The following is a 22537-nucleotide window of genomic DNA, read 5'->3' as shown; positions in this document are numbered from 1 at the left end:
AGATTTAGTAATGCTATAATGATTCGCCTATATATACTTCACATATCCTCATCCTTCAGTTAAAGTGCAGGGCTACTCCCAGGTTATCCTGAGGAGAACCAGAAGCGCGCCAAGCTGGCAGAGGTTAACACTGAGAACAGGAAATCCCAGTCCATGTCCCCTGAAGCCCTCCCGTGTCAGCATGAAAATTATGAATATGATGTTCTGCAGGAGCAGGAGCAGCGAAAACCCGATAAGTCCCAGTGTGAAACTGGACCGGATCTTCCTGTAGCTTGAAACATAGACCCCAAGAAGGATGAGGAGGACGAACACATTCAGAATCCCAACCACAACCGCCAGGAATGTGAGCCCGGGATCTGCCATGAAATTACGGTCATGAACTTCTCTCATACATCAACCCCCTGCATCCTATCCAGTATATCCTCAAATAAGTCGTAATTCTCCTCCATTGCATCTGAAAGAAAGTACATCTTTCCGTACCTCTCACCTGACGATACTATGATTTTATTCTTCTCAAGAACACTTAAGTGATGCTGAACAGTCTTATAATCCAGTTCAAGGGCCTCTGCCAGCTGGTTGGTGTTGTATGGCCTCTCATGCAGCATTCGGATTATCCTTGCACGGTTCACCCCCCCACGTGTCGCTGCAATAAGCCACCACAGGAGCCTCTTCATGGAACCACGCTTATACCTATGGTGGTAACTATGGATAATTTTTTGGCACTGATCCATCCAGTGATTTACCTTTGAATACATGAGAGTCCACACATGATGCCTAAATTTTAATGGTGGGGGTGGGAATTCTGAAGTCCGTCAGGATCCTGCAGTGGTGATTTGCTTCACCATCAGGATGCGCCCCTCACCAGCTGTCTGAACATGCCCTTTAACGGCTTCCAGTAGATTTGGGCATGTATCAGGGTACCTATAACCATCAGAATTGCCAGTTCAGCATGCCAGTAGGTCACAGATGGATTCAGGGCAGTTTTTATACCAAGGCGTATGAATATGAGGAGGAGTATGCCTGTAAGTCCTGTCCCGGCATATCCCGCGGTCAGTAGCACGTTCCACAGCCTTCTGTACACTGAACCCTTGATGTAGCCGCTGCGCATGAGGTAAAGCGTTAGGAGATACGCCCCCACCATAATGAGGCTCACAGGTATTAAATGGTAATCTGTTTCATGGCCGCTGAACTCTCCACTGGTACCGCCTGAAACATCTCCGCTCACGTTATGTTCAGGGGCCTGATTCTGTGTCCTGTTGATTTCAGAAGTTTCTGGTGGACTGTAATCATCGCTACCACTGGATGAAGAATCCTTCTGGTCAGATGAAGAAGCTTCCCGATCCTCAGATGCTGCGTAATCGTTTGAGACTGATGTCTGTGAGAGGTCACATATGCCGTCACCGTTGAGGTCCGTGAACCGTGGGCACTGCCCGGGGTAGGGGTCGTTTATAAGACCATAGGGACATGAAGCGGCGCATGAAATGCCAGAATTGGATATTGCAGCTACGAAGGGTAAAATTCCAGTCAGAAACTTAAATCCTTTCCTCAGGTTCATCTACCAACCCCCAGGATTCTGTTTAAGCTGCCTGTGTAGCAGTGGAAGTGAAAAACCGTTACAACCACCAGTGCCAGGCCAGCCTCCACATGCCAGTAGAGAAGCTGTGAGTTCAGGGAAAACCTTATACCGTTCTCCAGAAGAAAAAGTAGGACGAAACCTCCAATTCCTGATATCAAAAACGCAATGAGTATGATCAGGTTCCAGAGGTTCACATGAAAACTTCTTCGTATTCTACCATTCCTGTAAAGCGTATAGGTTAATATATAAAGCCCTATTAATGGAAGGGTCACGTTAAAAATAGTGTATTCCATTTTAAGGTCCTCCAATCTTTTATTTTAAAATTGGACCTTCTCTTAAAAGAAATTTTTCCGAATTTACACCCAGATCTCCACCAGATTCATGGAGACCAAAGTAAAAAGAAATCCTTCCAATTACGTCCAGCTCAACAAAAAAACAAAAAGAAATTCTTAGATCCAGAACTCAGGAGATATTCAGAGATCAAAAGCGTGGATGTATGGTCAAAGGGAGTTATCGAGGATCCCCAGCCACTAATCAAGCCATTCCCTCATTGAGTCAAGGGGCGCGGTGCAGTCAAGGGATACCGGTGTGAGGGTTGCAGTGTTTTCAGCCTTCAGGGTATGGACATCTGTTCCAGGGGCGTCCCTCCCTGCAGGGTCACCATCAATCCAGTAGTAGGGCCTCCCCCTTGGATCCAGCCTCTTCTTGATGTGGACATTGTACATCCTGTCCCCGAGTCTTGTGATACGTATATCATTTCCTGAGGGGTGTGATGGGATGTTAAGATTGAGAAAATCAACACCATCAGGTAAGCCCTTCCTGAGTATCCTGGATGCAACCCTTTCCGTCAGCTCAGATGCCAGTGAAAAGTCCACATCCACATGGCCATCATGAAACTTGATGTCCCCCCTCCTCACCTGGAGTGAAACTGCAAGGGAGGGTACACCATGAACCGCAGCCTCCATTGCGGCACCTATTGTCCCTGATGTTGTAAGTTCAGATTTTCCGAGGTTTTCCCCCATATTTATGCCGGATATTACAAGGTCAGGTTTTTCATCCATCAGTTCGAATATCCCTATTATCACGGCGTCTGTTGGTGTCCCTGAAACCGCGTAGGCCTCTGAACCGTCCCTGAGTGTGACCTCGCTAACCCTTATGGGTTCAAAGAGGGTGAGGGCATGGCCTATGCCACTCTGCTGGGTGGCTGGAGCCACTATAATGGTCTCTCCAAGGTTTTCAACAGCCTTCCTGGCCGCCAGAATCCCGGATGAGTTCACTCCGTCATCATTTGTTATGAGAATCTTCATCGGTAACCATCTCTATCCTTTAATAGCATTTATATCAAATTTTAAGTATATCTTATAACATAGCTCTATTAAGTCTAACCCCGGAGGGTGGAGGAATTGAAGAAGCAGAAACTCGTGGATTTCATCGCCAAAGTCATGGAGGATTCTGGTTTCAAGGTTTACAAGGATTTCAGAACCTCCCAGCACATAGTGGACATATATGGTATTCTCCCCACCACCCTCGGGGATATAGGGGTTGTGGTGGCCTGTAAGAACTATGATGAAAACTGGAAGGTTGGTATGGACGTTTTAAAGGAAATGGAAATGGCTGCAAAGACCCTGAAGGCCTCCAAAGTCGTGATTGTTACAACATCTGATTTCTCATCCCAGGCCAGAAACTATGCCATCAAGAGAAACATGAAGTTGATAGACAGAAATGGCCTCATAAAAATTGCTGAGGAGTTTTCAAAGAAAATTCAGGTCCCTGAAGAAGAAGAGGAAGAGGATGAATACTACGAGGAGGAGGTTGAGGTATACGGTCCCCCCTCAACCATATTTCACACAGGGCACACAGGGTCCCAGCGGGGACTTCTATCAAGGAGGGAAAGACGCCAGCCCATTACCCCCATCATAAGGGGTCTTCTGCAGAACACCATCATACTCATAATAACCGTTGTGGCGGTTTCCTTCCTGATTGCAACCATACTGCAGATTGCCGCGGGCCTGGGGACAAGCATCACGGGTATCGTGAAGATAATGATTGCCGCCGCCCTCTCCTATGGTATACCCTACCTTGTTGAGGATGATGGCGCTGTTATAATGATAAAGGGGACAATAGTGTTCTTCAGTTCTCTCCTCCTCCTTGTCATACTGATACTGATCTAGTAATCTGAATAAGCGACCTCTGCAACTTAAAACTGAATAATAAGATTAGCTGACTGATCCAAAAAAATAAATGGTTATCTTCTTGAGATAACCAGCCCCGCGCCAAGGATGAATATCCCTGCCACGAGTAATCCTGCGGATGCACCTGTCTCCTGCATGGGAACCATTTTTGCTCCTGTTACCTGTTCAGGCCTTTCAGATGATTCCGTAACGTCGATGGTTGCCGTATCCTGGTTATTGCTGACATTTATATCAGGTAGATTACCCGATATGGTTGCAGTGAACTGCGCTGTTCCAGTTGCCACGGCCCTCTGGTGTACAACGAGTTTATAGACTGCGCCAGCTGGCAGGTTCCCTATAGTCCACTCACTGGTTGAAGGATTGTATGATGGATCATTGTAGATCCATGTGCCCCCATTGTCCCAGGATACCTCATGTTCAAGGTATTCAAAGGGATAATTGCTGCTCCTTGTGATGGTGACCTTCACTCCGGTTGCAGTTGATGGTAAATTGTTTGTGACTGCCACTCCCTCAAAGACCTCATCTCCAACAGAGGCGCTGTTTATAATATTTTCATCAAGATCAAGGTATTCTGCATCCACTGCAAGATCCGATGCGATCTGTACATTGTCCTCTGTTTCCTGGGCACTCACAGTCCCCAGTGCCATGAATAGCAGAGCAAGGACAAAAAATCTGTGCATTCTCACCCCCCCCTCAGTTCAGCATCGACAAAGAAAAGAAATTCGACACTCTATTTGTTTTATGTTTTTCACCGGTGATAAATGTTCTGAAAAAAATTTCAGGTGTGGGTTTTAATATGATAAAACATTGAAACTCATGGAAAATTAGCTGCTGCATTCATGAAATAAATCCAGTGGGCCGGACGAGATTCGAACTCGTGACCACCTCGGTGTGAGCGAGGTATCATACCCCTAGACCACCGGCCCCCCAGGATCCTTCAATAATCAGATGGGCCGGACGAGATTCGAACTCGTGACCACCTCGTTGTAAGCGAGGTATCATACCCCTAGACCACCGGCCCTCAGTGTGACTTTAAATTCTTACCCTATATAAAGTTTTCCGGTTATGGGGGTAATATATAAACCTTGGAGTATAACTAAGGTAGTGAATATCATTCTGAGGTTATTCTCATGTCATGCGAAGCCAGTGGAAAGATATGGTTCAACGGTGAAATGGTTGATTGGGAAGACGCCACTATACATGTACTTTCACATGTCGTGCACTATGGATCCTCAGTATTTGAGGGAATAAGGTGTTACAGGAACAGGAAAGGATCCGCCATTTTCCGTTTGCGGGAGCATGTAAGGAGGCTCTTTGATTCTGCAAAGATATACAGGATGGAGATCCCCTACACAGAGGAGCAGATATGCGATGCAATAACTGAGACCGTCCGGGAGAACGGACTCGATGAGTGCTACATAAGGCCAGTTGTCTACAGAGGGTACGGAGAGATGGGCGTTAACCCGGTTAACTGCCCTGTTGAGGTTGCCATAGCTGCCTGGGAGTGGGGGGCCTACCTGGGGGCAGAGGCCCTTGAGGTGGGTGTTGATGTGGGTGTTTCAACCTGGCGGAGGATGGCCCCAAACACCATGCCAAACCTTGCAAAGGCCGGTGGAAACTATCTGAACTCCCAGCTGGCCAAGATGGAGGCTGTTAGACATGGCTATGACGAGGCAATAATGCTGGACTACCATGGCTATGTCAGTGAGGGCAGTGGCGAGAACATATTCATCGTAACTGACGGTGAACTTCAGACCCCACCTGTATCCTCATCCCTCCTTAAGGGGATAACAAGGGATTCTGTGATGAAGATAGCCAGGGCTGAGGGTGTCCCTGTCCGTGAAGAACCTATTACAAGGGAGATGCTTTACCTTGCAGATGAAATCTTCTTCACAGGTACAGCCGCAGAGATAACCCCTGTGAGGTCCGTTGATGGTATAGAGATAGGTTCAGGTCGACGGGGGCCTGTGACAGAGATGCTGCAGAATGAGTTCTTCAGGATAATCAGGGCCGAATCAGAGGACAGCTTCGGCTGGTTAACCTACCTCTAGTATTTCAGCATTATAAGTGAAAACTTGGAAGTTATAAGTTAAAAGTTATAAGTGATTTCCATGGATGTTCTTCAGGCAATAATAATCGGAATTGTTCAGGGGCTCACAGAGTTCCTCCCAATAAGCAGCTCAGGTCACCTTGTGCTCGTACCTGAAATAATGGGTGTTAAATCCAGCCTTGCATTTGACACCCTGCTCCATGTGGGAACCCTGGTGGCTGTTGTCACCTACTTCTGGAGTGATATAGTCCACATGATAAGGTCATTCATCTCAAGTCTTACAGATATTCCCGGAGGCAATTTCAGGAATGGGATAGATGAGGATCCATATAAGAGGCTGGCCTGGATGGTCCTCATAGGTACCATCCCCGCCGGGCTTGCCGGTGTGCTATTCAAGGACTTCTTCGAATCCCTGTTCAGCAGCATAACAGCCGTTGGATTTTTCCTTATAGTAACGGGTCTTCTCCTGTGGAGTTCAGAGAGGATCAGTGCAAAGATAAGGGAAAAACTTCCTGTTGAAAAACTGGGTGTCAGGGATTCCCTCATAATAGGGGGTGCACAGGCACTGGCAATAGCCCCGGGCATATCCCGTTCCGGTGCAACCATATCTGCAGGTCTCTTCCTTGGATTTGAAAGGGAGCTTGCAGCAAGGTACAGCTTCCTTCTATCAATACCCGCCATACTGGGGGCTGCAATCATCCAGGTGAAGGATATCAGCGCAGGTATGGACCTACTGGGTGCCAGTATGATTGCAGGTTTCGTGGCATCCGCTGTATCGGGTTACATTGCAATAAAGTTCCTGTTGAAGCTCATAAGGGAAAGGGATCTCTATGTTTTCGCCTACTACTGCTTCGCATTGGGTCTCCTGATCCTCGGGGTGTCAATTCTCTGAGTTATAGGACATCCTATCCTCGTTTTTTCCCGAAAAATCACAGACGCCCAACCAGTTTCACATATACATTAAAGTCACGGCTTTCTCCTGATCCAGGGTTTCAGATCTAATTAAAGTCACAGCTCCACAGAGGCAACATGGCTGTGGAAATAGGTCCATGAAACCTGTCTCTCTGTGAATATATAGACCCACCAGGTGCTCCAGAAAACCTCAATAATGGCCGCCATTGCGAATATGATAGCGATCAGTACTATCAGGAACAGGAGCCTTTCTTTTATGGCGCCTATCAGTGGTTCTGCGGATCCTCTTGATATGGACTCCAGTATCGAAGCAATAAAAACCCTTGCGGCCTGCAGTGAGAATATACATCCCATAACCTCAAGGTGGAGGTGCACCGTACCTGCATAGATCAGAAACCCCCTGAATCCCCACGTAGATACGAGATTGTGGAGGAGCGCCCCTGATAGAACAATTACCTTCAAAACCTGAATGGTGGTTGCAAGTGTGAATATGAAAACCAGTACCTGGGTGATATTTGATACGAATATCCAGAAAGCCGTTGCGCCCAGATAGTCAATGAACTGCTCCCTGAAGCCAGGAAAAGAGGAAAAATGAACCACCATATTCCCGTTGAGAAACCCATATGGCGGTGGCATGCCAGAAGCGTCCAGAAAAAAACCTGAAATATAAAGGAGCACTGCTACCATGAGGATTGCAGGGCCCGGTATCATCCCATCCAGACCCTCCCTGCTCATGGCCAGCAGAATATCACCCCATAATCAGAGTATTGTGTTGCAGAGCTTCTCAACCCTGTTCCTTATGCTCTCAACAGATATTCCATGAAGAAGTGCCAGGAGCATTGCACCCCCAGCACCCACGCCCTCCTTGACCGAACCATTGAGGTACTCGTGAAGACCTCTGTGGGATGCCCTCTCAAAGCCGGGGTCAACTGCGTAGATATCGATTTCACCTATCTGTTCAGCGATCCTGTTTATATCTGAGGTTTCATCCTCTGCAACGAATATGGTTGTTGCAATTGCTGTGTCTGAAAAGTCGAATTCAGGATCAATTGCCTTCATGAGGGCGCATGCCGCGGTCATCTGGGTCCCCCCTGCCAGTGTTACAGGGACACTGCTTCCCATGCACATACCTGCAACGGCGGGTATCATGGGGTCACCGACTGCAGCAACAGCCCTGAATGGATCTTCACGGCAATCACCCTTTTTAAGGCCTGCGTTCCTTAGGCCCTCCATTACAACATCCCTCTTGAGATTATGGGGATTTTCAGGGAGACTTGCGCTGACCCTGAAATCAGCATCATACCCAAGGGCCGTCAGGACCCCCAGGGCGGTTGTTGTACCGGCCGGTGTGCTTTCGCCAACCACAAGGTGTTCTGTAAGTTTCGAGAGCGTACTGCCAACCATGAACCCCCTCTCATATATTCTCTCAGGATTATCCACGGCTCTTCCTGTTCTTATATCCCCCCCATGCCCTGAGTTGATGTTTATATAGGGCACGTCGGGTTTCACCGATGCCCCTGCATCCGCAACCATGAAGGGTACCTCAGCCAGTTCAAGGGAGGCCTTTGTTATAACCGCAGGTGTGGGTGCAGATTCACCCTCCACAATTGTCTGGGGTATCTCAGGAAGACACCTTGGGGCGTCATGTACTATTAGTTCAACATCAGCCGCAGGGGTGTACTCAGTCAGGTCTGGTCCGGCCCCGGCCCCTGTTATCCCCGGAATCCTTGATGTCTCGGTTGTTGCAACTGCACATATGAAGAGAGATTCCCTGTCAAGAACCCCCTCCAGGTAATCACCTGATCCATAAATCCTAAGTCCATCAAACATTTCCATTCACCTTTTCACCGATACAATAGTTATAACCGTGAATAAATAAAGTAGTTACAGTTTTGGACCAAGCACCTCAACCGGTGGTGATCAATAAAATGTTGTGTCTAGGTATAGAGGGAACCGCAGAGAAGACAGGTGTTGGTATCGTTGACGACAGTGGAAGGGTGCTCTCGCTCAGGGGCAGGCCACTCATACCTGAAAGGGGAGGCATACATCCCAGGGAGGCCGCTGAACACCACGCCCGGTGGATACCGGTGCTTGTGGAGGAAGCGCTGGAGGATGCCGGGGTGGATATGGATGAAATAGGACTCATATCATTCTCCAGAGGCCCTGGTCTGGGGCCAGCCCTCAGAACAGTTGCAACAGCCGCAAGAACCCTGGCAATTTCACTTAAAATACCAATAGTGGGTGTGAATCACTGTATAGGCCATATAGAGATAGGTAGGCTAACAACAGGTGCATCAGACCCTCTTTCACTCTATGTGAGTGGTGGGAATACCCAGGTCATCGCCTTCAACCAGGGCAGGTACAGGGTGTTCGGTGAAACCCTTGATATCGCGGTGGGAAACATGCTGGACCAGTTCGCAAGGGAGGCCGGCCTTGGTCACCCCGGGGGTCCCGTCATTGAGGGACTTGCAGCCAAGGCATCAGATTACGTGGAGCTTCCCTACAGTGTCAAGGGGATGGACATCTCATTCTCAGGGCTTTTAACGGCGGCCATAAGGAAACTGGAGGCCGGTGAAAAACTTGAGAACCTGGCGTACAGTCTGCAGGAGACAGCCTTCTCCATGCTCGTTGAGGTCAGTGAGCGTGCTCTTGCCTACACAGAAAAGGGCGAGGTCCTTCTCTGTGGGGGTGTTGCCGTTAACAGAAGGCTCCGTGAAATGATGGAGACCATGTGCAGGGAGCACGGTGTGGACTTCCATATGCCACCCCCTGAATACTGTGGTGACAACGGGGCCATGATAGCCTGGCTGGGACATCTTGTCCACAAACATCAGGGCCCCCAGAGGATAGAGGAAACATCTGTTGTGCAGCGCTACAGGACAGATGAGGTGGATGTCCCCTGGATGCGGGAGTCAGAACATGTGGTCAGACTTCAGGGAAACCTCAGGGCCAGGGGTGCCGAAGCCAATATTTACAGCGGTGAATGGATGGGAAGGCCGTGTATTGTTAAGGAAAGAATATCAAAGGGTTACAGGATCCCTGAAATCGACCATAAACTCAGATCATCCAGGACAAGGAGGGAGGCCCGCCTCATCAACCAGGCAAAGAGCGCAGGTGTACGCACACCCATACTCTTTGACGTGGATACAGAAAAGGGAACCATCATCATGGAGGAGATTGAGGGTACAAGGTTCAGGGACGCTGTTGAAAATAAGGAAATCTGTTCAAGAATCGGTGAGGCTACTGGAAAACTGCACCGTGCAGGTATAATACATGGAGACCTCACAGGGTCCAACATAATCCTCAGGGGGGATGAGGTGGTCCTCATAGACTTTGGCCTGGGCATGTTCTCGGATGAAATTGAGGACATGGGGGTGGATCTCCTTGTACTGAAAAAATCCCTGGAGAGCACACACTACCAGCTTGCATCAGACTGTTTCAGGAGCGTGCTTGATGGCTACAGGAAGTTCACAGACGCTGATATCTCATCAAAGATAGGCGAAATAGAGGCAAGGGGTAGATACACAACCAGGGACAGGGATGGGTGAGTCTTAGAAAATAAGAGAAAACCTGAAGGTGATTCCCATTGAAGGTAACATTTATAACAGGCAATAAACACAAATTATCTGAGGCAGAAAAGATCTTCCATGATACTGGAATAGAACTTGAGCATGCTGATCTGGGCTACCCTGAACTTCAGGGAACCCTTGAAGAGGTGGCCCGGTACGGTGCAGAGCATGCAGCCAGGATCATGGACGGTCCTGTTATTGTAGAGGATGCAGGACTATTTATAAGGGCCCTTAAATGGTTTCCAGGACCCTATTCTGCCTATGTACAGGATACCATTGGAAACAGAGGTATCTTAAAGCTCATGGAAAATGTTGAAGACCGCTACGCTGAGTTCAGGTCGGCTGTTGGGTTCTGCGCCCCCAAATCCGAACCCGAGGTTTTTCTAGGCGTAGTGAAAGGACGTATAGGTACTGAGGAACGTGGAACCAGGGGATTCGCATTTGACCCCCTGTTTTATCCTGAAGGTATGGATAGGAGCTTTGGAGAACTCAGTACCATCGAAAAGAACAGGTTTTCACACAGGAGCAGGGCCCTTAAGAAATTTGCACAGTGGTATACTGAAAATTATGAGGTGATTTAATGGCTCTAAAACCTGAATGGGTTGAATACTCAAACGAGGAAATCGAGGATCTCATAGTAAAGTTATACAGGGAGGGTAACTCCACAAGCAGGATAGGAATCATACTTAGGGACCAGCACGGCATACCAAGCGTTAAGGCCGTCACCGGACTCAAAATAACCCAGATACTGGAAAAACATGGTATGAATCCTGAATACCCTGAGGATCTCATGAACCTCATAAGAAAGGCTGTCAACATAAGGGACCACCTCAAGGAGCACCCCAAGGACCTCCACACAAGGAGGGGTCTGCAGATTGTTGAATCAAAGATAAGGCGCCTTGTGAAGTACTATGTGAGAGAAGGTGTCCTGCCTGAAGGATGGAGATATGACCCACAGAAAGCAGCCCTACTCGTTAAGTAAACTCCCCGACTCAATTTTAAAGAGGGGGTCAGAGGCCTCAAAACTCCTTGAGGAGCACCTGGAGAAGGGGAGCATAATACGGGTCATATCCCACAACGATGCCGACGGCCTGTCGGCCGCAGGAGTTGTTGCACGGGCCATTTCATCAAGAAACGGCCAGTTCCACATCTCCATCCTTTCAAGACTCAGGAAGGAGTTCATAAAAAAGCTTGGAAGGGAGAAGTACTCCCTCTTCTTTTTCTGTGACATGGGAAGCGCCTACCTTGAGGAGATATCAAGGCTCAAGGCCGATATCATAGTTGCCGACCATCACCAGCCCTCTGAATTTGAGGCCGATTCCAACGTTGTACACGTGAACCCCCACCTTCATGGCCTTGATGGGAGCAGGGACCTCAGCGCCTCGGGTGCAGCCTACCTGGCAACCAGGAACATCAGCAGAAATACGGGGCAGCTGGCCCTGGTTGGAGCCCTGGGCGATATGCAGTACAGTGATGGTTTCACAGGTGCAAACCGTTTCATAATGGATGAGGCGATTGAAGCAGGGGTCCTGCAGGTTCACAGCGACCTCAAACTGGCATCAAGATACACCGAGCCCCTTTACCGTTCCATTGCATACACATTCAATCCCCCTCTCCCCGGATTAACAGGGGACATTGAGGCTTCAAAAGGTTTTCTTGAGCGTATAGGAGTCTCCTATGGGATAAAATACGCTGACATCTCACCAGAGGAGAAGGACATCCTCAGGGATGAGCTATCAAGGATAAACCCCGATATATTCGGTGAGGTTTTCACTTCAAGGGAGTTTCAGCCAGCCGTTGGTGACCTGTCTGATTTTGCAGGGATTCTTGATGCCTGTGGAAAGAACCGTAAATACGGCATTGGAATAGGTCTATGCCTTGGTGAGGGTGAAGGTGCCCTTGAAGTGGGCCTTGAACTCCAGAAAAACTACCGTGAAGAGCTCATAAGGGGCCTTGCATGGATCAGGAGAGAGGGCTCCACTGTAATGGAGAATATACAGTACATTTACAGTGAGGACAGGGTCTTTAAGGGGATAATGGGGACCATAGCAAGCATATCACTCTCCCTGAAACTGCTGAACCCTGATATTCCACTCCTTGGTCTTTCAAGGATGGACCAGCATGTGAAGGTATCTGCAAGGACCACGAGACCGGCTGTTGAGAGGGGTGTTAATCTCGGGGCCGCCCTCAGGGATGCAGCATCCAGTTTTGGTGGTACAGGTGGCGGGCATGATATAGCGGCCGGTGCCATGGTACCCTACAGGGATATGGAGAGTTTCCTCCAGCTGGTGGATGAAATAACAGGTGCACAGATTAAATCGTGAGTGCTGCCATTGGTGTTGATTATGTACCTTGATGGAATCGAAGAGAAGATGTATGACGGCGAATTCGGTGAAACCATCCAGAAGAGTATGGAAGTACTGGTGGCCCTGGGTGACATCTACGGGGCTGAGAGGATGGTTGAAATATCATCTGCCCAGATCTCAGGTGTGTCCTACAAGACCATAGGAGACGCAGGCCTTGAATACCTGGAGGACCTGAGTGAGGGTGGTGCCAGGGTCAGGGTCCAGAGTACACTAAACCCTGCCGGCATGGACCTGGAGAGATGGAGGGAGATGGGTTTTTCAGAGGAATTTGCCAGGAGACAGCTCAGAATAGTGGAAGCCTACTCATCAATGGATGTTATGAACACCTGCACCTGCACCCCTTACCTCATAGGGAACGTGCCCCTCAAGGGGTCCCATATTGCATGGTCAGAGTCATCTGCGGTCTCCTATGCAAACTCGGTTCTCGGTGCCAGAACAAACAGGGAGGGCGGGCCGGGGGCCCTTGCAGCTGCAATATGTGGAAGGACACCTGAATACGGTTACCACCTTGATGAAAACAGAAAAGCCACCCTTCTGGTTGATGTGGAGTGTGACCTCTCAGGTGCAGACTACGGTGCCCTCGGTTACATTGCAGGGAGGATTGCGGGGGAGGGTGTCCCTTACTTCAAACTAAGGGGTTTGCCAGCACCCGAGGATCTGAAGGCCCTTGGAGCCGCCATGGCGTCATCAGGTGCTGTTGCACTCTACCATGTTGATGGCATAACACCTGAGTACAGGGATGCTTCCCTGGAGGAGGTGGATGAAAGGATCAGGGTGGATGCCGGTGACATATCAGAGGCCCGTGAGGAACTTTCCACCACCTCTGATAGTCCTGATTTAATCTGCCTTGGATGCCCCCACTGCTCCCTTGATGAGATAAGAAGGATAGCATCCTTTGTGGGTAAGAAGGGCGCTGACTGTGATCTCTGGGTATGCACATCTGCCGCCATAAAAAGTGCTGCGGACCGTATGGGCTACACAGATGTGATAGAGGCTGCCGGGGGGATGGTAGTATCCGACACTTGCATGGTTGTGGCTCCTGTGGAGGAACTGGGCTATGAGGTCCTTGGTGTTGACTCTGCAAAGGCAGCCAACTATGTCCCGGGTATGTGCGGCCTTGATGCGGTCTATGATGACTGGATGAATCTCCTTAAATTGTAAACTGCCTGGAATAACTGCCCGGCACTCTAACCCTTTATTTTTCTGATGGCACTTCCAAGCTGAAGCCCAATGGATGAGATATTTTCAAGGCTTATCCTGTTATAGGGCTTCACACTGTAACTTGCAAGGTTCAGTATCCCGATTATTTCCCCTGAAAACCTGATTGGAATCATTAAAATAGTTCTTATATTATTTTTACGTATTGAATCGTGTATCATGCGGTATTCGGGGGATTCAGCGGTTATATATATTACCCGCTCATCCTCAATTGATCTGCTGAAGAGGTCCGTGAATACCCCGGCCATGCACATACGGCTGAGGGTCTCGGGCAGGTTCTTCTGGACCCTGAGTTTGAGTTCCATTTCCTCTTCCATGAGGTAGATGCATCCCATTTCAAATTCAAGGGTATCTATAACCGCTTCAATTGATTTCTCAAGTATCCTGTTCTCTTCCTCATCGCTGTTTATAATCTCAGAAACCCTGTTCATTGCAAGGAGTGTTCTTATAAATTCCTCGTTCTCCCTTCTGAGCCTCTCAAGTTCAATGTACTCTGAGACCTCATCGGCAAACATTTCCACGATTTCAAGTGCCCTGGATGATATGGAGTCATCGGGTACCTCAAGTATCATGGCCCCCCTTGCCCTTTCATCTGTTATGAGGGGAACCGATAACATGAGGCCCTTATTCGAGCTCCATGAGACAGTTTCAAGTGTTTCGATGCTTCTGTATATGAAATAATCAAATTCTTCAAGTTTAATTGCTGATGGGTGGTCATAGACCCGGTTTAAACCTGATGCGTCTCTCAGGACCACTGATATCTGTTTGATATCCAGAACTCCTGCCAGTTCCTCCCTTGCAGACCCAAGAAAGTCCTCCAGGCTATCGGATGATGTCCTGAGCCTTGTGATTGTGAGGAGGACTTCAAGTTCATTCTTTGAGAATGATGAGCTTGCCATATCCTTTGCGATAATCACCCAGAAGTTATTTACAGGGCTTATAAAGAGGCTGTAGGTTCTCCTTATACCATCTCTTCCCCTGAGATCCGCCTGTATTTTACCAGGAGCATGCATTCTGCTTTCAAGAAGTATTATACTTTCCCTGTCCATGATATCCTCAAGGCTTCTGGCGCCAGGGAACATTCTCCTGAATGATTCATTGGCGACAACTATGTCAAGGAGTGTGTTCACTGTGAAAACCAGTTTATCCGGGTCATCTATTTTTCTTTCAAGTTCCAGGAGCCTGAGAAGTGTCTGGTGAATCTCCGAGGCATTCTTTATGATCTCCGGGTTCCTTGAGGTGTCGTCCCGGTACTCCACTGTCTTAACATCTGCATCCCTTGTTGGCATCCATAGTTTACTTCTGCCCACCATCCTGTAGGTCACAAGGCCCCTTGCCTCCAGGATGTGGAGGTATTTGAGTACGGTGGCCCTGCTGCGGTTTATTCCCCTGGTTATCTTATCCAGCATGCACTCCTCTGGCGGGTTCGATTCAAGGTAGGACATTATCAGCTTCTCGGTTTCAGAAAGGTTCTCCACGACCTCACCCCATTTACCTATGGTATAACCATGAATTATAATTTTATAGAAATATTTAAATATGAGTTTTTTATACTTTATTGTATAGTTATACTATAATGTTGAGGTGGTTGTATGGATTACCGTAAGATTGCAGGTGAACTCAGGGAACTCCTGCAGATGGAGGGCAGCCCCGTGGCTGTCAAACTTGTTAAGGCGGAGGAAGAAACATCAGGTCCCCGACTTGAAAAAAGGAGGCACTGCGAATTCATACAGGAGGCCAGATTAAATGGGCTAAAGGGCCATGCAACAGCAGAGGAACACCTCTGTAAGGGTGGCGCCGCCGCCATGGGCCTCTGCAGCCTTCCAGCACCTGTTGCAGATGGGAGCATGTACCACAAACTCGGAAACTACAGCACCCCTGAAGCGGCCCATGAAACCGTGAAGGCTGTGCCAATGCTAGATGAAGAATATTATGCCTCAGAGTACGCTCCACTTGAGGATGCTGACTTTGAACCCGACGTGGTTGTGCTGATACTCAAACCTGCCCAGGCACTGAGACTGAGCCAGGCATACCTCCACGAGAGGGGTGGCAGAATCACAGGGGACTACTCAGGTATACAGTCACTCTGCGCAGATGCAGTTGCTGCGGTCATCCAGAGAGGCCTTCCAAACATTACAATGGGATGCAACGGGTCAAGAAAATATGCTGGAATAAAGCCAGAGGAACTCGCAGTTGGAGTCCCTGCAGAGGAACTTGAGGGAATAGTGGATGCCCTCAGAAAATTCAGGGAGAAATGGGGGTAACCATGAGGATCAACCTCAGAGGAATAAACAGGTACGCTGCAGCCATAATCACAGACAACATCCTGAAGAATGGCCAGGAAAACATCCAGTTAATACTCAGGGAGAACTATGAAGAGATTCAAAAGGTTGCAGCCAGTTACGGAATGAATTATTCTGCTAAAAAAGGACCTGATGGTGTGGTGGTTGATATTTCACGTGGAGAGATTGAAGAGGTGGACGTCACCGGTGAAACCTGTCCTGGACCCCTTATAATCGTGGGCGAAAAACTATCATCAATGAAACAGGGGATGAGAATAAAAATAAAGTCCGAAAGTCAGGACGTTATCGATGACCTTGCGGTTTCAGCCCCTGAAATGAACGCCAGGGTGATAGAAAAATCAAAAACCCACCTTATACTTGAAAAAATAGAAAAAACTGAGAAAAAGGAATTCACAGGAAGGGACAGGGTCCTGGTTGTTCAGAGCAATGGAACAGGTAATGCGGAGAGGGCCTATGCCACATTTATATTCTCAAAGGCTGCCCTGAGCATGGGTAAGGACGTCACTGTGTTCCTTCTGATGGATGGTGTGAGCCTTGCCAGGAGGGGCGCGGCAGCAAAGGTTAAACACCCGGCCTTCCCGACCCTCAATGAACTCATGGAGGAGGTAATTGAAATGGGTGCTAAAGTTTATGTCTGCGAGATGAGCGCTCAGTTCAGGGGGCTCACAGAAGATAAAATAACAGAAGGATGTAAAATCGCCGGGGCTGCTACATTCATAACACTCCTGAGCGACCCCAGGTACGCCGTAGTGAACTTCTAGAGGTGATAGGATGTATCAGGTTATTGTGTTTGCTCTGCTACTTGCAGGGATCCCCTCAGGTTTCATAACATTCCGTATAATGGGGATGAGGATGGCACCCCACTTTGGGGTCCTCATCCTTGCGCTCATTGCAACAGGACTGAACCTTGTGATGGGTGGTGGGAATCTAATGTATCTTGCTGTGGCCCTCCAGATCCTGGCGGGTATATCAGCCTACACCCAGTTTTTCCCGGTACTCAGGGATAACTTCCAGACCGCTCCCCTATACGCATGCCATCTCAGCACCATGACCACAGCGGCGGTGCTTGCAGCTGCATCGGTCCTTGCATAACTTTAAGTCTCCTAATTTCTATTTTTTATTTCCCCATGTGGGTACCGGAAATTTAATTCTACTTTTACATCTCGCTCCAGCATATGCATTAACAGCGGATGCCATGATTAAATCATTAAATAAATTGATCACCAGATAGAAGACCATGGCAAGGTACATAGAGCACCCACTGATAAAACCAGGGACAGTCGAGGCAAGGACCTACCAGCAGTTACTGGCAGCAGACGTCCTAAGGAAGGGCAACTCAATGATAGTGGCTCCCACGGCCCTTGGAAAAACCATTGTTGCCGTTCTGGTGGCTGCAGAGAGACTGCAGAAATACAGGGGGTCCAGGGTGCTCATTTTATCACCCAGCAAACCGCTGGCCATACAGCATGAGGAGAGCTTCAGGGACTTCCTCCTCGCACCATGCACCTCACTCACAGGGAGTATAAACCCTGAGGAAAGGGTGAGGCGCTGGGATGAGTCCAGAGTCATATCTGCAACACCCCAGACAATAGAATCAGACATCCTGACCGGGAGGTACGACCTAGGCGACGTTTCACTCCTTGTATTCGATGAGTGCCACCGTGCCGTTGGTTCATACTCCTATGTCTTCCTTGCATCCAGTTACATGCAGACCGCGAAAAATCCCCTTATACTTGGATTGACAGCCTCCCCCGGTGCAGATGAGGACAAAATAAAAACCGTCTGCAGTAACCTCTTCCTCAACGAGGTGGTTGTGAAGACAGAAAAGGACCCGGACGTCAGGCCCTACCTCAAGCCCATCAGGATAGAATGGGTCAGGGTTAAGATGAAGCCTGAACTTGAGGAGATAAGGGACCTCCTGAAGAAGGTTTTAAAGACGCGACTGAAGATGCTCAAGAACCTTGGAGTTATAGAGACTGTGAGTGTGGGTAAAAGGGACCTCCTGAAGGCCAGGGGCCGTGTTCAGAACAGGATCGCGCGCTCATCAAATCCGCCAAAATCATGTTACAGGGCCATATCACTCATAGCAGCCTCAATAAATGTTGAGCACGCCCTTGAACTCCTTGAAACCCAGGGGATCCATCCACTTCACAAATACTTCACCCGACTTAAAAAGAAGAACACAAAGGCTGCCAGAAGCCTCATTATGGACCCTGACTTCACAAGGGCCATGTACCTCACCCGAAAGGCCTCTGTTTCAGGGGTTGAACACCCAAAACTTGACAGGCTCATTGAAATACTCAGAAAGGAACTTGAAGGGGGAGACTCAAGAATAATAGTTTTCACCCAGTTCCGTGACACCCTTGAGGAAATATACCAGCGCTGTGTACGTGAGGGGATAAACGCCGTTAAATTTTATGGGCAGAACAGTAGAAGCGGTGAAAAGGGCCTCACCCAGAAACAGCAACGGGATATAATCAAGTCATTCAGGATGGGAAACCACGATGTTCTCATATCAACCAGTGTGGCAGAGGAGGGAATAGATATACCCTCAGTTGACCTTGTGGTCATGTACGAGCCTGTCCCATCAGAGATAAGGATGATACAGAGGAGGGGAAGGACAGGAAGAAGAAGATCAGGAAGAATGGTGGTCCTCATGACAGAAAAGACACGGGACGAGGCCTACTATTACTCAAGTATCAGGAAGGAAAAAACCATGAAGGAAAGCCTCAGGGGGGGTTCCATGAAAATTGAACTGACGCCCCTTGGGTTTCCTGAAACTGACGGTGAAAGACCATTCATCTACGTGGATTCACGTGAGGTTAACTCAAGGGTTCTCCGGGAGCTCAGGAAGATGGGGGTGGACTTTGAACTCAGAACACTCTCTGTGGGTGATTATCAGGTCAGCGATGACACTGTGATTGAAAGAAAAACCACCCAGGATTTCCTGGGGTCAATTATGGATAAGAGACTTTACCGGCAGGCCAGGAATATGGTGGAAAACTTCAAGCACCCTGTGATGATAATAGAGGGTGAGGACCTCTACTCGGGCTTCATGAACCCCGATGCTGTGAGGGGTGCCCTTGCATCAGTTGCGGTGGACTTTGGAATACCCATAATCCCCACAAGGTCCCCTGCAGATACGGCTGCAATGATAAGGAGGATAGCCCTTAGGGAACAGAGGGAGGGAAAACCTGACATGCGTATCAGGACAGACAAGAAACCCCTCACCCTCCAGGAAAAGCAGCTCTTCATTGTGGAATCACTTCCTTACATTGGATCCAAGTATGCCAGAAGGCTCCTTGAAAGTTTCGGTTCTGTTGAAGCTGTTATGAACGCATCAGAGAAGGAGCTCATGGAAGTGGAGGGAATCGGTAAAAGGATAGCATCCGAGATCAGAAAGGTTATTGAAGCAGAATTCAGGGATTCAGAAAAAATGAGAGGGTGATCAATTGCGTATAATCATGGATGAAAGGGGTAAAAAGTACCTCCTGAAGGCAGGGGAGGACTTTCAGACTGACATGGGGATCATCCAGTCCCGGATGATAGAGGAGGCCAGACCAGGGGATGTTCTCAGAACCCACCTTGGAAGGGAGGTTTATGTCCTTAAACCCAGCCTCTCCGATTACCTTGAACTCATGGAGAGGAGGTGCTCCATACTCCTTCCCAAGGACATAGGGATGATCTGTGCATACACAGGAATAGTGAACGGCTCAAGGGTTGTTGATGCAGGTACCGGTGCGGGTACAGTTGCAATGTACCTGGCAAATGTGGTGGGTGAATCAGGGCATGTTACAACCTATGAGATACGGCAGGACTTTGCAGAGGTTGCAGAAAGGAACATCAGGGACTTTGGATTTAAAAATATTGAGGTAAAAAACAGGGACATAAAGGAGGGTATAGATGAGGATGACCTTGACCTGGTATTCCTTGATCTTCCCCAGCCCTGGGAGCTGATGGAGGATCTGCATGAATCCCTTATTAGAGGAGGGTGGGCTGTTTTCTACAACCCATACATTGAACAGGTAAAAATTCTGCACAGGGTCGGCTCAAAGCTGGGATTTGCAGATATGAGGACATCCGAAATAATTGAGCGTGAAATTGAGGTCAGGAGGCAGGGTACGCGCCCCAGGACCAGAATGGTTGGACACACAGGATACCTCACATTCATGAGAAAGGTCTAGAGGGATTTGATGTTTGAAAATGTTATCTCAATAAAGGACTTTGGAAAGGATGATATAGAGTTCATTCTGAGGGAAGCAGAAAATATGGAGCCAGTTGCCTCTGGAGAAAGGCCCTCCAGCGTTCTTACAGGAAAGATACTTGGGATGATGTTCTATGAACCATCAACAAGGACACGACTTTCATTTGAAACTGCAATGAAGAGACTGGGTGGCAGTGTGGTTGGATTTGCAGATACAGGCGCGACATCCGCTGCCAAGGGCGAAAGCCTAACTGACACCGCAATGATGCTTGCAGGCTACTCCGATGCAATTGTTATAAGACATAACCTTGAGGGGGCTGCCCGTTACATCTCAGACATTGTGGATGTCCCTGTTATCAACGCAGGTGATGGGGCAGGTCAGCACCCCACCCAGACCCTCCTTGACCTCTACACAATGAAGAGGTTCTTTGGTAAAATAGAATCCCTCAATGTTGCACTTGTGGGTGACCTGAAGTATGGCCGGACAGTGCACTCACTGGCCTATGCACTTGCTGTTTTCGGTGTGAAAATGAGTTTTGTATCGCCCCCCGAGCTCAGAATGCCCGACAGTGTCATACATGACCTTGAAGGTAGTGGTGTCGAGGTTACAGAGACCGAGAGGCTAGATGATGTTATAGATGATGTGGATGTCCTCTATGTTACAAGAATACAGAAGGAACGTTTTCCTGACCCTGAGGAATATTCAAGGATCAGAGGGGCCTATCATATAGACAGGGACATGGTCGCCGGTAGGGATCTCATCGTCATGCACCCACTTCCAAGGATAGATGAGATATCCCCTGAGGTTGATTCGCTTCCACAGGCGATGTATTTCAGGCAGGCGTTCTACGGTGTGCCTGTGAGAATGGCTCTTCTTAAGATGCTGATAAGAGAAAGATCAGACTCCCCAGAGTGAGTCCTCCAGGAGTGAAGTTTCGCACTGGAGGTCTATGATATTGGTGCGTCCCTTTCCCCTTCCCCTGGAGACGGTGTTGGTTGATATGAGTCCAAGCATTTCGAGTTCATTTATGAAGTCAAATATTCTTCTGTATGAAACTGAATCGCCCTTTGATATCTCCTTGTAGACCTCATAGAGCCTTCCTGAGGTTATCTCCTCCTTTCTCTTTGTGAGGTAGAGTATTGCCTCAAGGACCCTCTGCTGCTGGCTGGGCAGTGTCAGTATGATGTCTGTGATTTTGTTGTGCTCTATGTAGTCCTTGGCTTCCCTCACAAAGTCCCCCTTAACCATATCAGAATCCCTTTCATCTGCAATTTCACCTGCTGTCCTGAGAAGGTCAAGGGCATACCTTGCGTCACCCTCCTCCTTGGCTGCAAGTGCTGCGCAGAGGGGTATTACATCGTCATCAAGTGCACCCTCCTTAAAGGACAGTCTGGATCTTTCCTCAAGTATATCAACAAGTTGCTGGGCGCCGTAGGGTGGAAAGATTATCTCCCTGTCCCTCAGACTGCTCCTCACGCGTGGTTTTATGAACTTTTTAAATTCAACATAGTTACTTATGGATAGTATAGAGACGTTATCTGTCCTTGTGAGGGTGTAGAGCAGGCCGTCACCATCATTCCTCAGGAGTATGTCTATCTCGTCAAGGACAACAAGGAGTATCATGTCCTGGCCAAAGGCATTTTTCTTGAACATGTTCCTGAATGTGTTGACTATCTCGGCCTTTGTCCAGCCACGGTAGGGGACATCACGACCAAGCTGCTGGCAGAGCCTTGCTATGACCTGGTACTCTGTTGTGTAATCTGTGCAGCGGATGTACTCCGTCCTTATGTTAACATCACAGTCCCTTGATGCCTCCTTGAGCTGTTTCATGGCGAATTTGGCAACCGCAGTTTTCCCTGTCCCTGTTTTTCCATATATTGTGATGTCCGGTGGTGTGACTCCATTCAGTGCTTCAACCCAGTACTTGGCTATTGAACGTATCTGTTCCTCCCTGTGAGGCAGCCTGTCAGGTAGAAACCTGTGGTCAAGATATTTTTTATCCTTAAAAACAGATTCTTTGTCCCCTATCTCATCAAAAATGTTCATAGTACCACTTCAAATAAGGCTTTAGAGAAAACTGCTGCTTGAATTTATTATGAAGTCCTCAAAACTGGAATGATAATCATTTCAGGTTTTTGAGGTTTCC

The 22537-nt window shown here is 48.4% G+C and carries 24 protein-coding genes and 2 tRNA genes; 14 read left to right on the top strand and 12 right to left on the bottom strand.

The annotated features are described in order from the left end of the window. Window positions 1-72: 72 nt before the first annotated feature. The 5 genes from MTBMA_RS00130 to surE all read right to left on the bottom strand — a co-directional run bounded on the left by MTBMA_RS00130 (window position 73) and on the right by surE (window position 2883). On the bottom strand, window positions 73-390 hold the full coding sequence (locus MTBMA_RS00130) for a hypothetical protein (protein WP_013294865.1): 318 nt from the start codon (window positions 388-390) through the stop codon (window positions 73-75). Further along, the gene (locus tag MTBMA_RS00125; protein WP_048901153.1) at window positions 387-674 is read right to left on the bottom strand and encodes a winged helix-turn-helix domain-containing protein; all 288 of its coding nucleotides are present in this window, start codon (window positions 672-674) and stop codon (window positions 387-389) included. Before MTBMA_RS00125 ends, MTBMA_RS00130 begins: the two co-directional genes overlap by 4 nt. A 170-nt stretch (window positions 675-844) precedes the next feature. Beyond that, the gene (locus tag MTBMA_RS00120; RefSeq protein WP_013294863.1) at window positions 845-1555 is read right to left on the bottom strand and encodes a hypothetical protein; all 711 of its coding nucleotides are present in this window, start codon (window positions 1553-1555) and stop codon (window positions 845-847) included. Continuing rightward, the gene (locus tag MTBMA_RS00115) at window positions 1552-1869 is read right to left on the bottom strand and encodes a hypothetical protein (protein ID WP_013294862.1); all 318 of its coding nucleotides are present in this window, start codon (window positions 1867-1869) and stop codon (window positions 1552-1554) included. The genes MTBMA_RS00120 and MTBMA_RS00115 overlap by 4 nt, the downstream gene beginning before the upstream one ends. A gap of 237 nt (window positions 1870-2106) precedes the next feature. Further along, window positions 2107-2883, bottom strand: coding sequence for a 5'/3'-nucleotidase SurE (gene surE, locus MTBMA_RS00110; RefSeq protein WP_013294861.1), 777 nt, complete (start codon window positions 2881-2883; stop codon window positions 2107-2109). An 87-nt stretch (window positions 2884-2970) separates the two neighbouring features. On the opposite strand from surE, the gene MTBMA_RS00105 reads away from it, so the two are divergent. Continuing rightward, the gene (locus MTBMA_RS00105; RefSeq protein WP_147671318.1) at window positions 2971-3747 is read left to right on the top strand and encodes a restriction endonuclease; all 777 of its coding nucleotides are present in this window, start codon (window positions 2971-2973) and stop codon (window positions 3745-3747) included. Window positions 3748-3821: 74 nt separating this feature from the next. Here the strand turns inward: MTBMA_RS00105 and MTBMA_RS00100 are convergent, their stop codons facing one another. The 3 genes from MTBMA_RS00100 to MTBMA_RS00090 all read right to left on the bottom strand — a co-directional run bounded on the left by MTBMA_RS00100 (window position 3822) and on the right by MTBMA_RS00090 (window position 4789). Further along, window positions 3822-4448 carry a DUF11 domain-containing protein gene (locus MTBMA_RS00100; protein ID WP_013294859.1) on the bottom strand — a complete coding sequence of 209 codons (627 nt, stop codon included), beginning with the start codon at window positions 4446-4448 and terminating at the stop codon, window positions 3822-3824. A gap of 174 nt (window positions 4449-4622) precedes the next feature. Beyond that, window positions 4623-4694, bottom strand: a tRNA-Val gene (locus MTBMA_RS00095). Between the two features lie 23 nt (window positions 4695-4717). Continuing rightward, a tRNA-Val gene (locus tag MTBMA_RS00090) sits at window positions 4718-4789 on the bottom strand. 109 nt (window positions 4790-4898) lie between these two features. Here MTBMA_RS00090 and ilvE point away from each other — a divergent pair. Then, the gene (ilvE, locus tag MTBMA_RS00085) at window positions 4899-5819 is read left to right on the top strand and encodes a branched-chain-amino-acid transaminase (protein WP_013294858.1); all 921 of its coding nucleotides are present in this window, start codon (window positions 4899-4901) and stop codon (window positions 5817-5819) included. A gap of 60 nt (window positions 5820-5879) precedes the next feature. After that, window positions 5880-6710 (top strand): undecaprenyl-diphosphatase UppP, encoded by an 831-nt coding sequence (uppP, locus tag MTBMA_RS00080; RefSeq protein ID WP_013294857.1) that lies wholly within the window; start codon window positions 5880-5882, stop codon window positions 6708-6710. Window positions 6711-6826: 116 nt separating this feature from the next. On the opposite strand, the gene MTBMA_RS00075 is transcribed toward uppP, so the two are convergent. Next, entirely contained in the window at window positions 6827-7465 is a 639-nt protein-coding gene (locus tag MTBMA_RS00075) for a hypothetical protein (protein WP_148215515.1), read from the bottom strand. A 24-nt stretch (window positions 7466-7489) separates the two neighbouring features. Next, complete coding sequence (cobT, locus tag MTBMA_RS00070; protein WP_013294855.1) at window positions 7490-8560, bottom strand: nicotinate mononucleotide-dependent phosphoribosyltransferase CobT; 1071 nt, start codon at window positions 8558-8560, stop codon at window positions 7490-7492. Between the two features lie 98 nt (window positions 8561-8658). Between cobT and MTBMA_RS00065 the strand changes: the two genes are divergently transcribed. The 5 genes from MTBMA_RS00065 to MTBMA_RS00045 are packed head-to-tail and all read left to right on the top strand — an operon-like array spanning window position 8659 to window position 13826. Continuing rightward, window positions 8659-10278 carry a bifunctional N(6)-L-threonylcarbamoyladenine synthase/serine/threonine protein kinase gene (locus tag MTBMA_RS00065; protein ID WP_013294854.1) on the top strand — a complete coding sequence of 540 codons (1620 nt, stop codon included), beginning with the start codon at window positions 8659-8661 and terminating at the stop codon, window positions 10276-10278. A gap of 38 nt (window positions 10279-10316) precedes the next feature. Then, entirely contained in the window at window positions 10317-10880 is a 564-nt protein-coding gene (locus MTBMA_RS00060) for an XTP/dITP diphosphatase (RefSeq protein ID WP_013294853.1), read from the top strand. Next, complete coding sequence (locus MTBMA_RS00055) at window positions 10880-11281, top strand: 30S ribosomal protein S15 (protein WP_013294852.1); 402 nt, start codon at window positions 10880-10882, stop codon at window positions 11279-11281. Before MTBMA_RS00060 ends, MTBMA_RS00055 begins: the two co-directional genes overlap by 1 nt. Beyond that, a complete protein-coding gene (locus MTBMA_RS00050; RefSeq protein WP_013294851.1) occupies window positions 11247-12623 on the top strand; it encodes a single-stranded-DNA-specific exonuclease RecJ in 1377 nt (458 codons plus the stop codon). The genes MTBMA_RS00055 and MTBMA_RS00050 overlap by 35 nt, the downstream gene beginning before the upstream one ends. Before the next feature lie 21 nt (window positions 12624-12644). Further along, window positions 12645-13826: an aconitase X catalytic domain-containing protein gene (locus MTBMA_RS00045; RefSeq protein ID WP_013294850.1), complete on the top strand. Its 1182-nt coding sequence runs from the start codon at window positions 12645-12647 to the stop codon at window positions 13824-13826. Window positions 13827-13852: 26 nt separating this feature from the next. Here MTBMA_RS00045 and MTBMA_RS00040 read toward each other — a convergent pair whose 3' ends face one another. Then, on the bottom strand, window positions 13853-15361 hold the full coding sequence (locus tag MTBMA_RS00040) for a GAF domain-containing protein (RefSeq protein WP_013294849.1): 1509 nt from the start codon (window positions 15359-15361) through the stop codon (window positions 13853-13855). 114 nt (window positions 15362-15475) lie between these two features. On the opposite strand from MTBMA_RS00040, the gene MTBMA_RS00035 reads away from it, so the two are divergent. The 6 genes from MTBMA_RS00035 to pyrB all read left to right on the top strand — a co-directional run bounded on the left by MTBMA_RS00035 (window position 15476) and on the right by pyrB (window position 21306). After that, window positions 15476-16147, top strand: coding sequence for a DUF169 domain-containing protein (locus MTBMA_RS00035; protein WP_013294848.1), 672 nt, complete (start codon window positions 15476-15478; stop codon window positions 16145-16147). A 2-nt stretch (window positions 16148-16149) separates the two neighbouring features. Continuing rightward, window positions 16150-16947, top strand: a complete 798-nt coding sequence (locus MTBMA_RS00030; RefSeq protein ID WP_013294847.1) for a DsrE family protein — start codon at window positions 16150-16152, stop codon at window positions 16945-16947. Window positions 16948-16957: 10 nt separating this feature from the next. Then, window positions 16958-17278 (top strand): DUF5400 domain-containing protein, encoded by a 321-nt coding sequence (locus MTBMA_RS00025; RefSeq protein ID WP_013294846.1) that lies wholly within the window; start codon window positions 16958-16960, stop codon window positions 17276-17278. A 145-nt stretch (window positions 17279-17423) separates the two neighbouring features. Next, complete coding sequence (locus tag MTBMA_RS00020; RefSeq protein ID WP_013294845.1) at window positions 17424-19634, top strand: DEAD/DEAH box helicase; 2211 nt, start codon at window positions 17424-17426, stop codon at window positions 19632-19634. Between the two features lie 4 nt (window positions 19635-19638). After that, window positions 19639-20370, top strand: a complete 732-nt coding sequence (locus tag MTBMA_RS00015; protein ID WP_013294844.1) for a tRNA (adenine-N1)-methyltransferase — start codon at window positions 19639-19641, stop codon at window positions 20368-20370. A 9-nt stretch (window positions 20371-20379) separates the two neighbouring features. Then, the gene (pyrB, locus tag MTBMA_RS00010; protein ID WP_013294843.1) at window positions 20380-21306 is read left to right on the top strand and encodes an aspartate carbamoyltransferase; all 927 of its coding nucleotides are present in this window, start codon (window positions 20380-20382) and stop codon (window positions 21304-21306) included. On the opposite strand, the gene cdc6-1 is transcribed toward pyrB, so the two are convergent. Beyond that, on the bottom strand, window positions 21289-22437 hold the full coding sequence (gene cdc6-1 / locus MTBMA_RS00005) for an ORC1-type DNA replication protein Cdc6-1 (RefSeq protein WP_013294842.1): 1149 nt from the start codon (window positions 22435-22437) through the stop codon (window positions 21289-21291). The two genes, pyrB and cdc6-1, sit on opposite strands and share 18 nt — an antisense overlap. Window positions 22438-22537: the final 100 nt, after the last annotated feature.

The sequence above is a fragment of the Methanothermobacter marburgensis str. Marburg genome (genome assembly GCF_000145295.1).
GTDB classification, from domain to species: domain Archaea; phylum Methanobacteriota; class Methanobacteria; order Methanobacteriales; family Methanothermobacteraceae; genus Methanothermobacter; species Methanothermobacter marburgensis.
The sequence above is the reverse complement of the archived record's forward strand: the minus strand, read 5'-3'. Positions and strand labels throughout refer to the sequence as shown.

What these genes read in the sequence shown, in the direction of transcription:
- MTBMA_RS00030 (WP_013294847.1), top strand. Translation starts at nt 16,150, where the DNA reads ATGAGGATCAACCTCAGAGGAATAAACAGGTACGCTGCAGCCATAATC.
- pyrB (WP_013294843.1), top strand. Translation starts at nt 20,380, where the DNA reads ATGTTTGAAAATGTTATCTCAATAAAGGACTTTGGAAAGGATGATATA.
- MTBMA_RS00020 (WP_013294845.1), top strand. Translation starts at nt 17,424, where the DNA reads ATGGCAAGGTACATAGAGCACCCACTGATAAAACCAGGGACAGTCGAG.
- MTBMA_RS00115 (WP_013294862.1), bottom strand. Translation starts at nt 1,869, where the DNA reads ATGGAATACACTATTTTTAACGTGACCCTTCCATTAATAGGGCTTTAT.
- MTBMA_RS00055 (WP_013294852.1), top strand. Translation starts at nt 10,880, where the DNA reads ATGGCTCTAAAACCTGAATGGGTTGAATACTCAAACGAGGAAATCGAG.
- uppP (WP_013294857.1), top strand. Translation starts at nt 5,880, where the DNA reads ATGGATGTTCTTCAGGCAATAATAATCGGAATTGTTCAGGGGCTCACA.
- MTBMA_RS00120 (WP_013294863.1), bottom strand. Translation starts at nt 1,555, where the DNA reads ATGAACCTGAGGAAAGGATTTAAGTTTCTGACTGGAATTTTACCCTTC.
- cobT (WP_013294855.1), bottom strand. Translation starts at nt 8,560, where the DNA reads ATGTTTGATGGACTTAGGATTTATGGATCAGGTGATTACCTGGAGGGG.
- ilvE (WP_013294858.1), top strand. Translation starts at nt 4,899, where the DNA reads ATGTCATGCGAAGCCAGTGGAAAGATATGGTTCAACGGTGAAATGGTT.
- MTBMA_RS00075 (WP_148215515.1), bottom strand. Translation starts at nt 7,465, where the DNA reads ATGAGCAGGGAGGGTCTGGATGGGATGATACCGGGCCCTGCAATCCTC.
- MTBMA_RS00050 (WP_013294851.1), top strand. Translation starts at nt 11,247, where the DNA reads ATGACCCACAGAAAGCAGCCCTACTCGTTAAGTAAACTCCCCGACTCA.
- MTBMA_RS00100 (WP_013294859.1), bottom strand. Translation starts at nt 4,448, where the DNA reads ATGCACAGATTTTTTGTCCTTGCTCTGCTATTCATGGCACTGGGGACT.
- MTBMA_RS00130 (WP_013294865.1), bottom strand. Translation starts at nt 390, where the DNA reads ATGAGAGAAGTTCATGACCGTAATTTCATGGCAGATCCCGGGCTCACA.
- surE (WP_013294861.1), bottom strand. Translation starts at nt 2,883, where the DNA reads ATGAAGATTCTCATAACAAATGATGACGGAGTGAACTCATCCGGGATT.
- cdc6-1 (WP_013294842.1), bottom strand. Translation starts at nt 22,437, where the DNA reads ATGAACATTTTTGATGAGATAGGGGACAAAGAATCTGTTTTTAAGGAT.
- MTBMA_RS00045 (WP_013294850.1), top strand. Translation starts at nt 12,645, where the DNA reads ATGTACCTTGATGGAATCGAAGAGAAGATGTATGACGGCGAATTCGGT.
- MTBMA_RS00065 (WP_013294854.1), top strand. Translation starts at nt 8,659, where the DNA reads ATGTTGTGTCTAGGTATAGAGGGAACCGCAGAGAAGACAGGTGTTGGT.
- MTBMA_RS00025 (WP_013294846.1), top strand. Translation starts at nt 16,958, where the DNA reads ATGTATCAGGTTATTGTGTTTGCTCTGCTACTTGCAGGGATCCCCTCA.
- MTBMA_RS00125 (WP_048901153.1), bottom strand. Translation starts at nt 674, where the DNA reads ATGAAGAGGCTCCTGTGGTGGCTTATTGCAGCGACACGTGGGGGGGTG.
- MTBMA_RS00035 (WP_013294848.1), top strand. Translation starts at nt 15,476, where the DNA reads ATGGATTACCGTAAGATTGCAGGTGAACTCAGGGAACTCCTGCAGATG.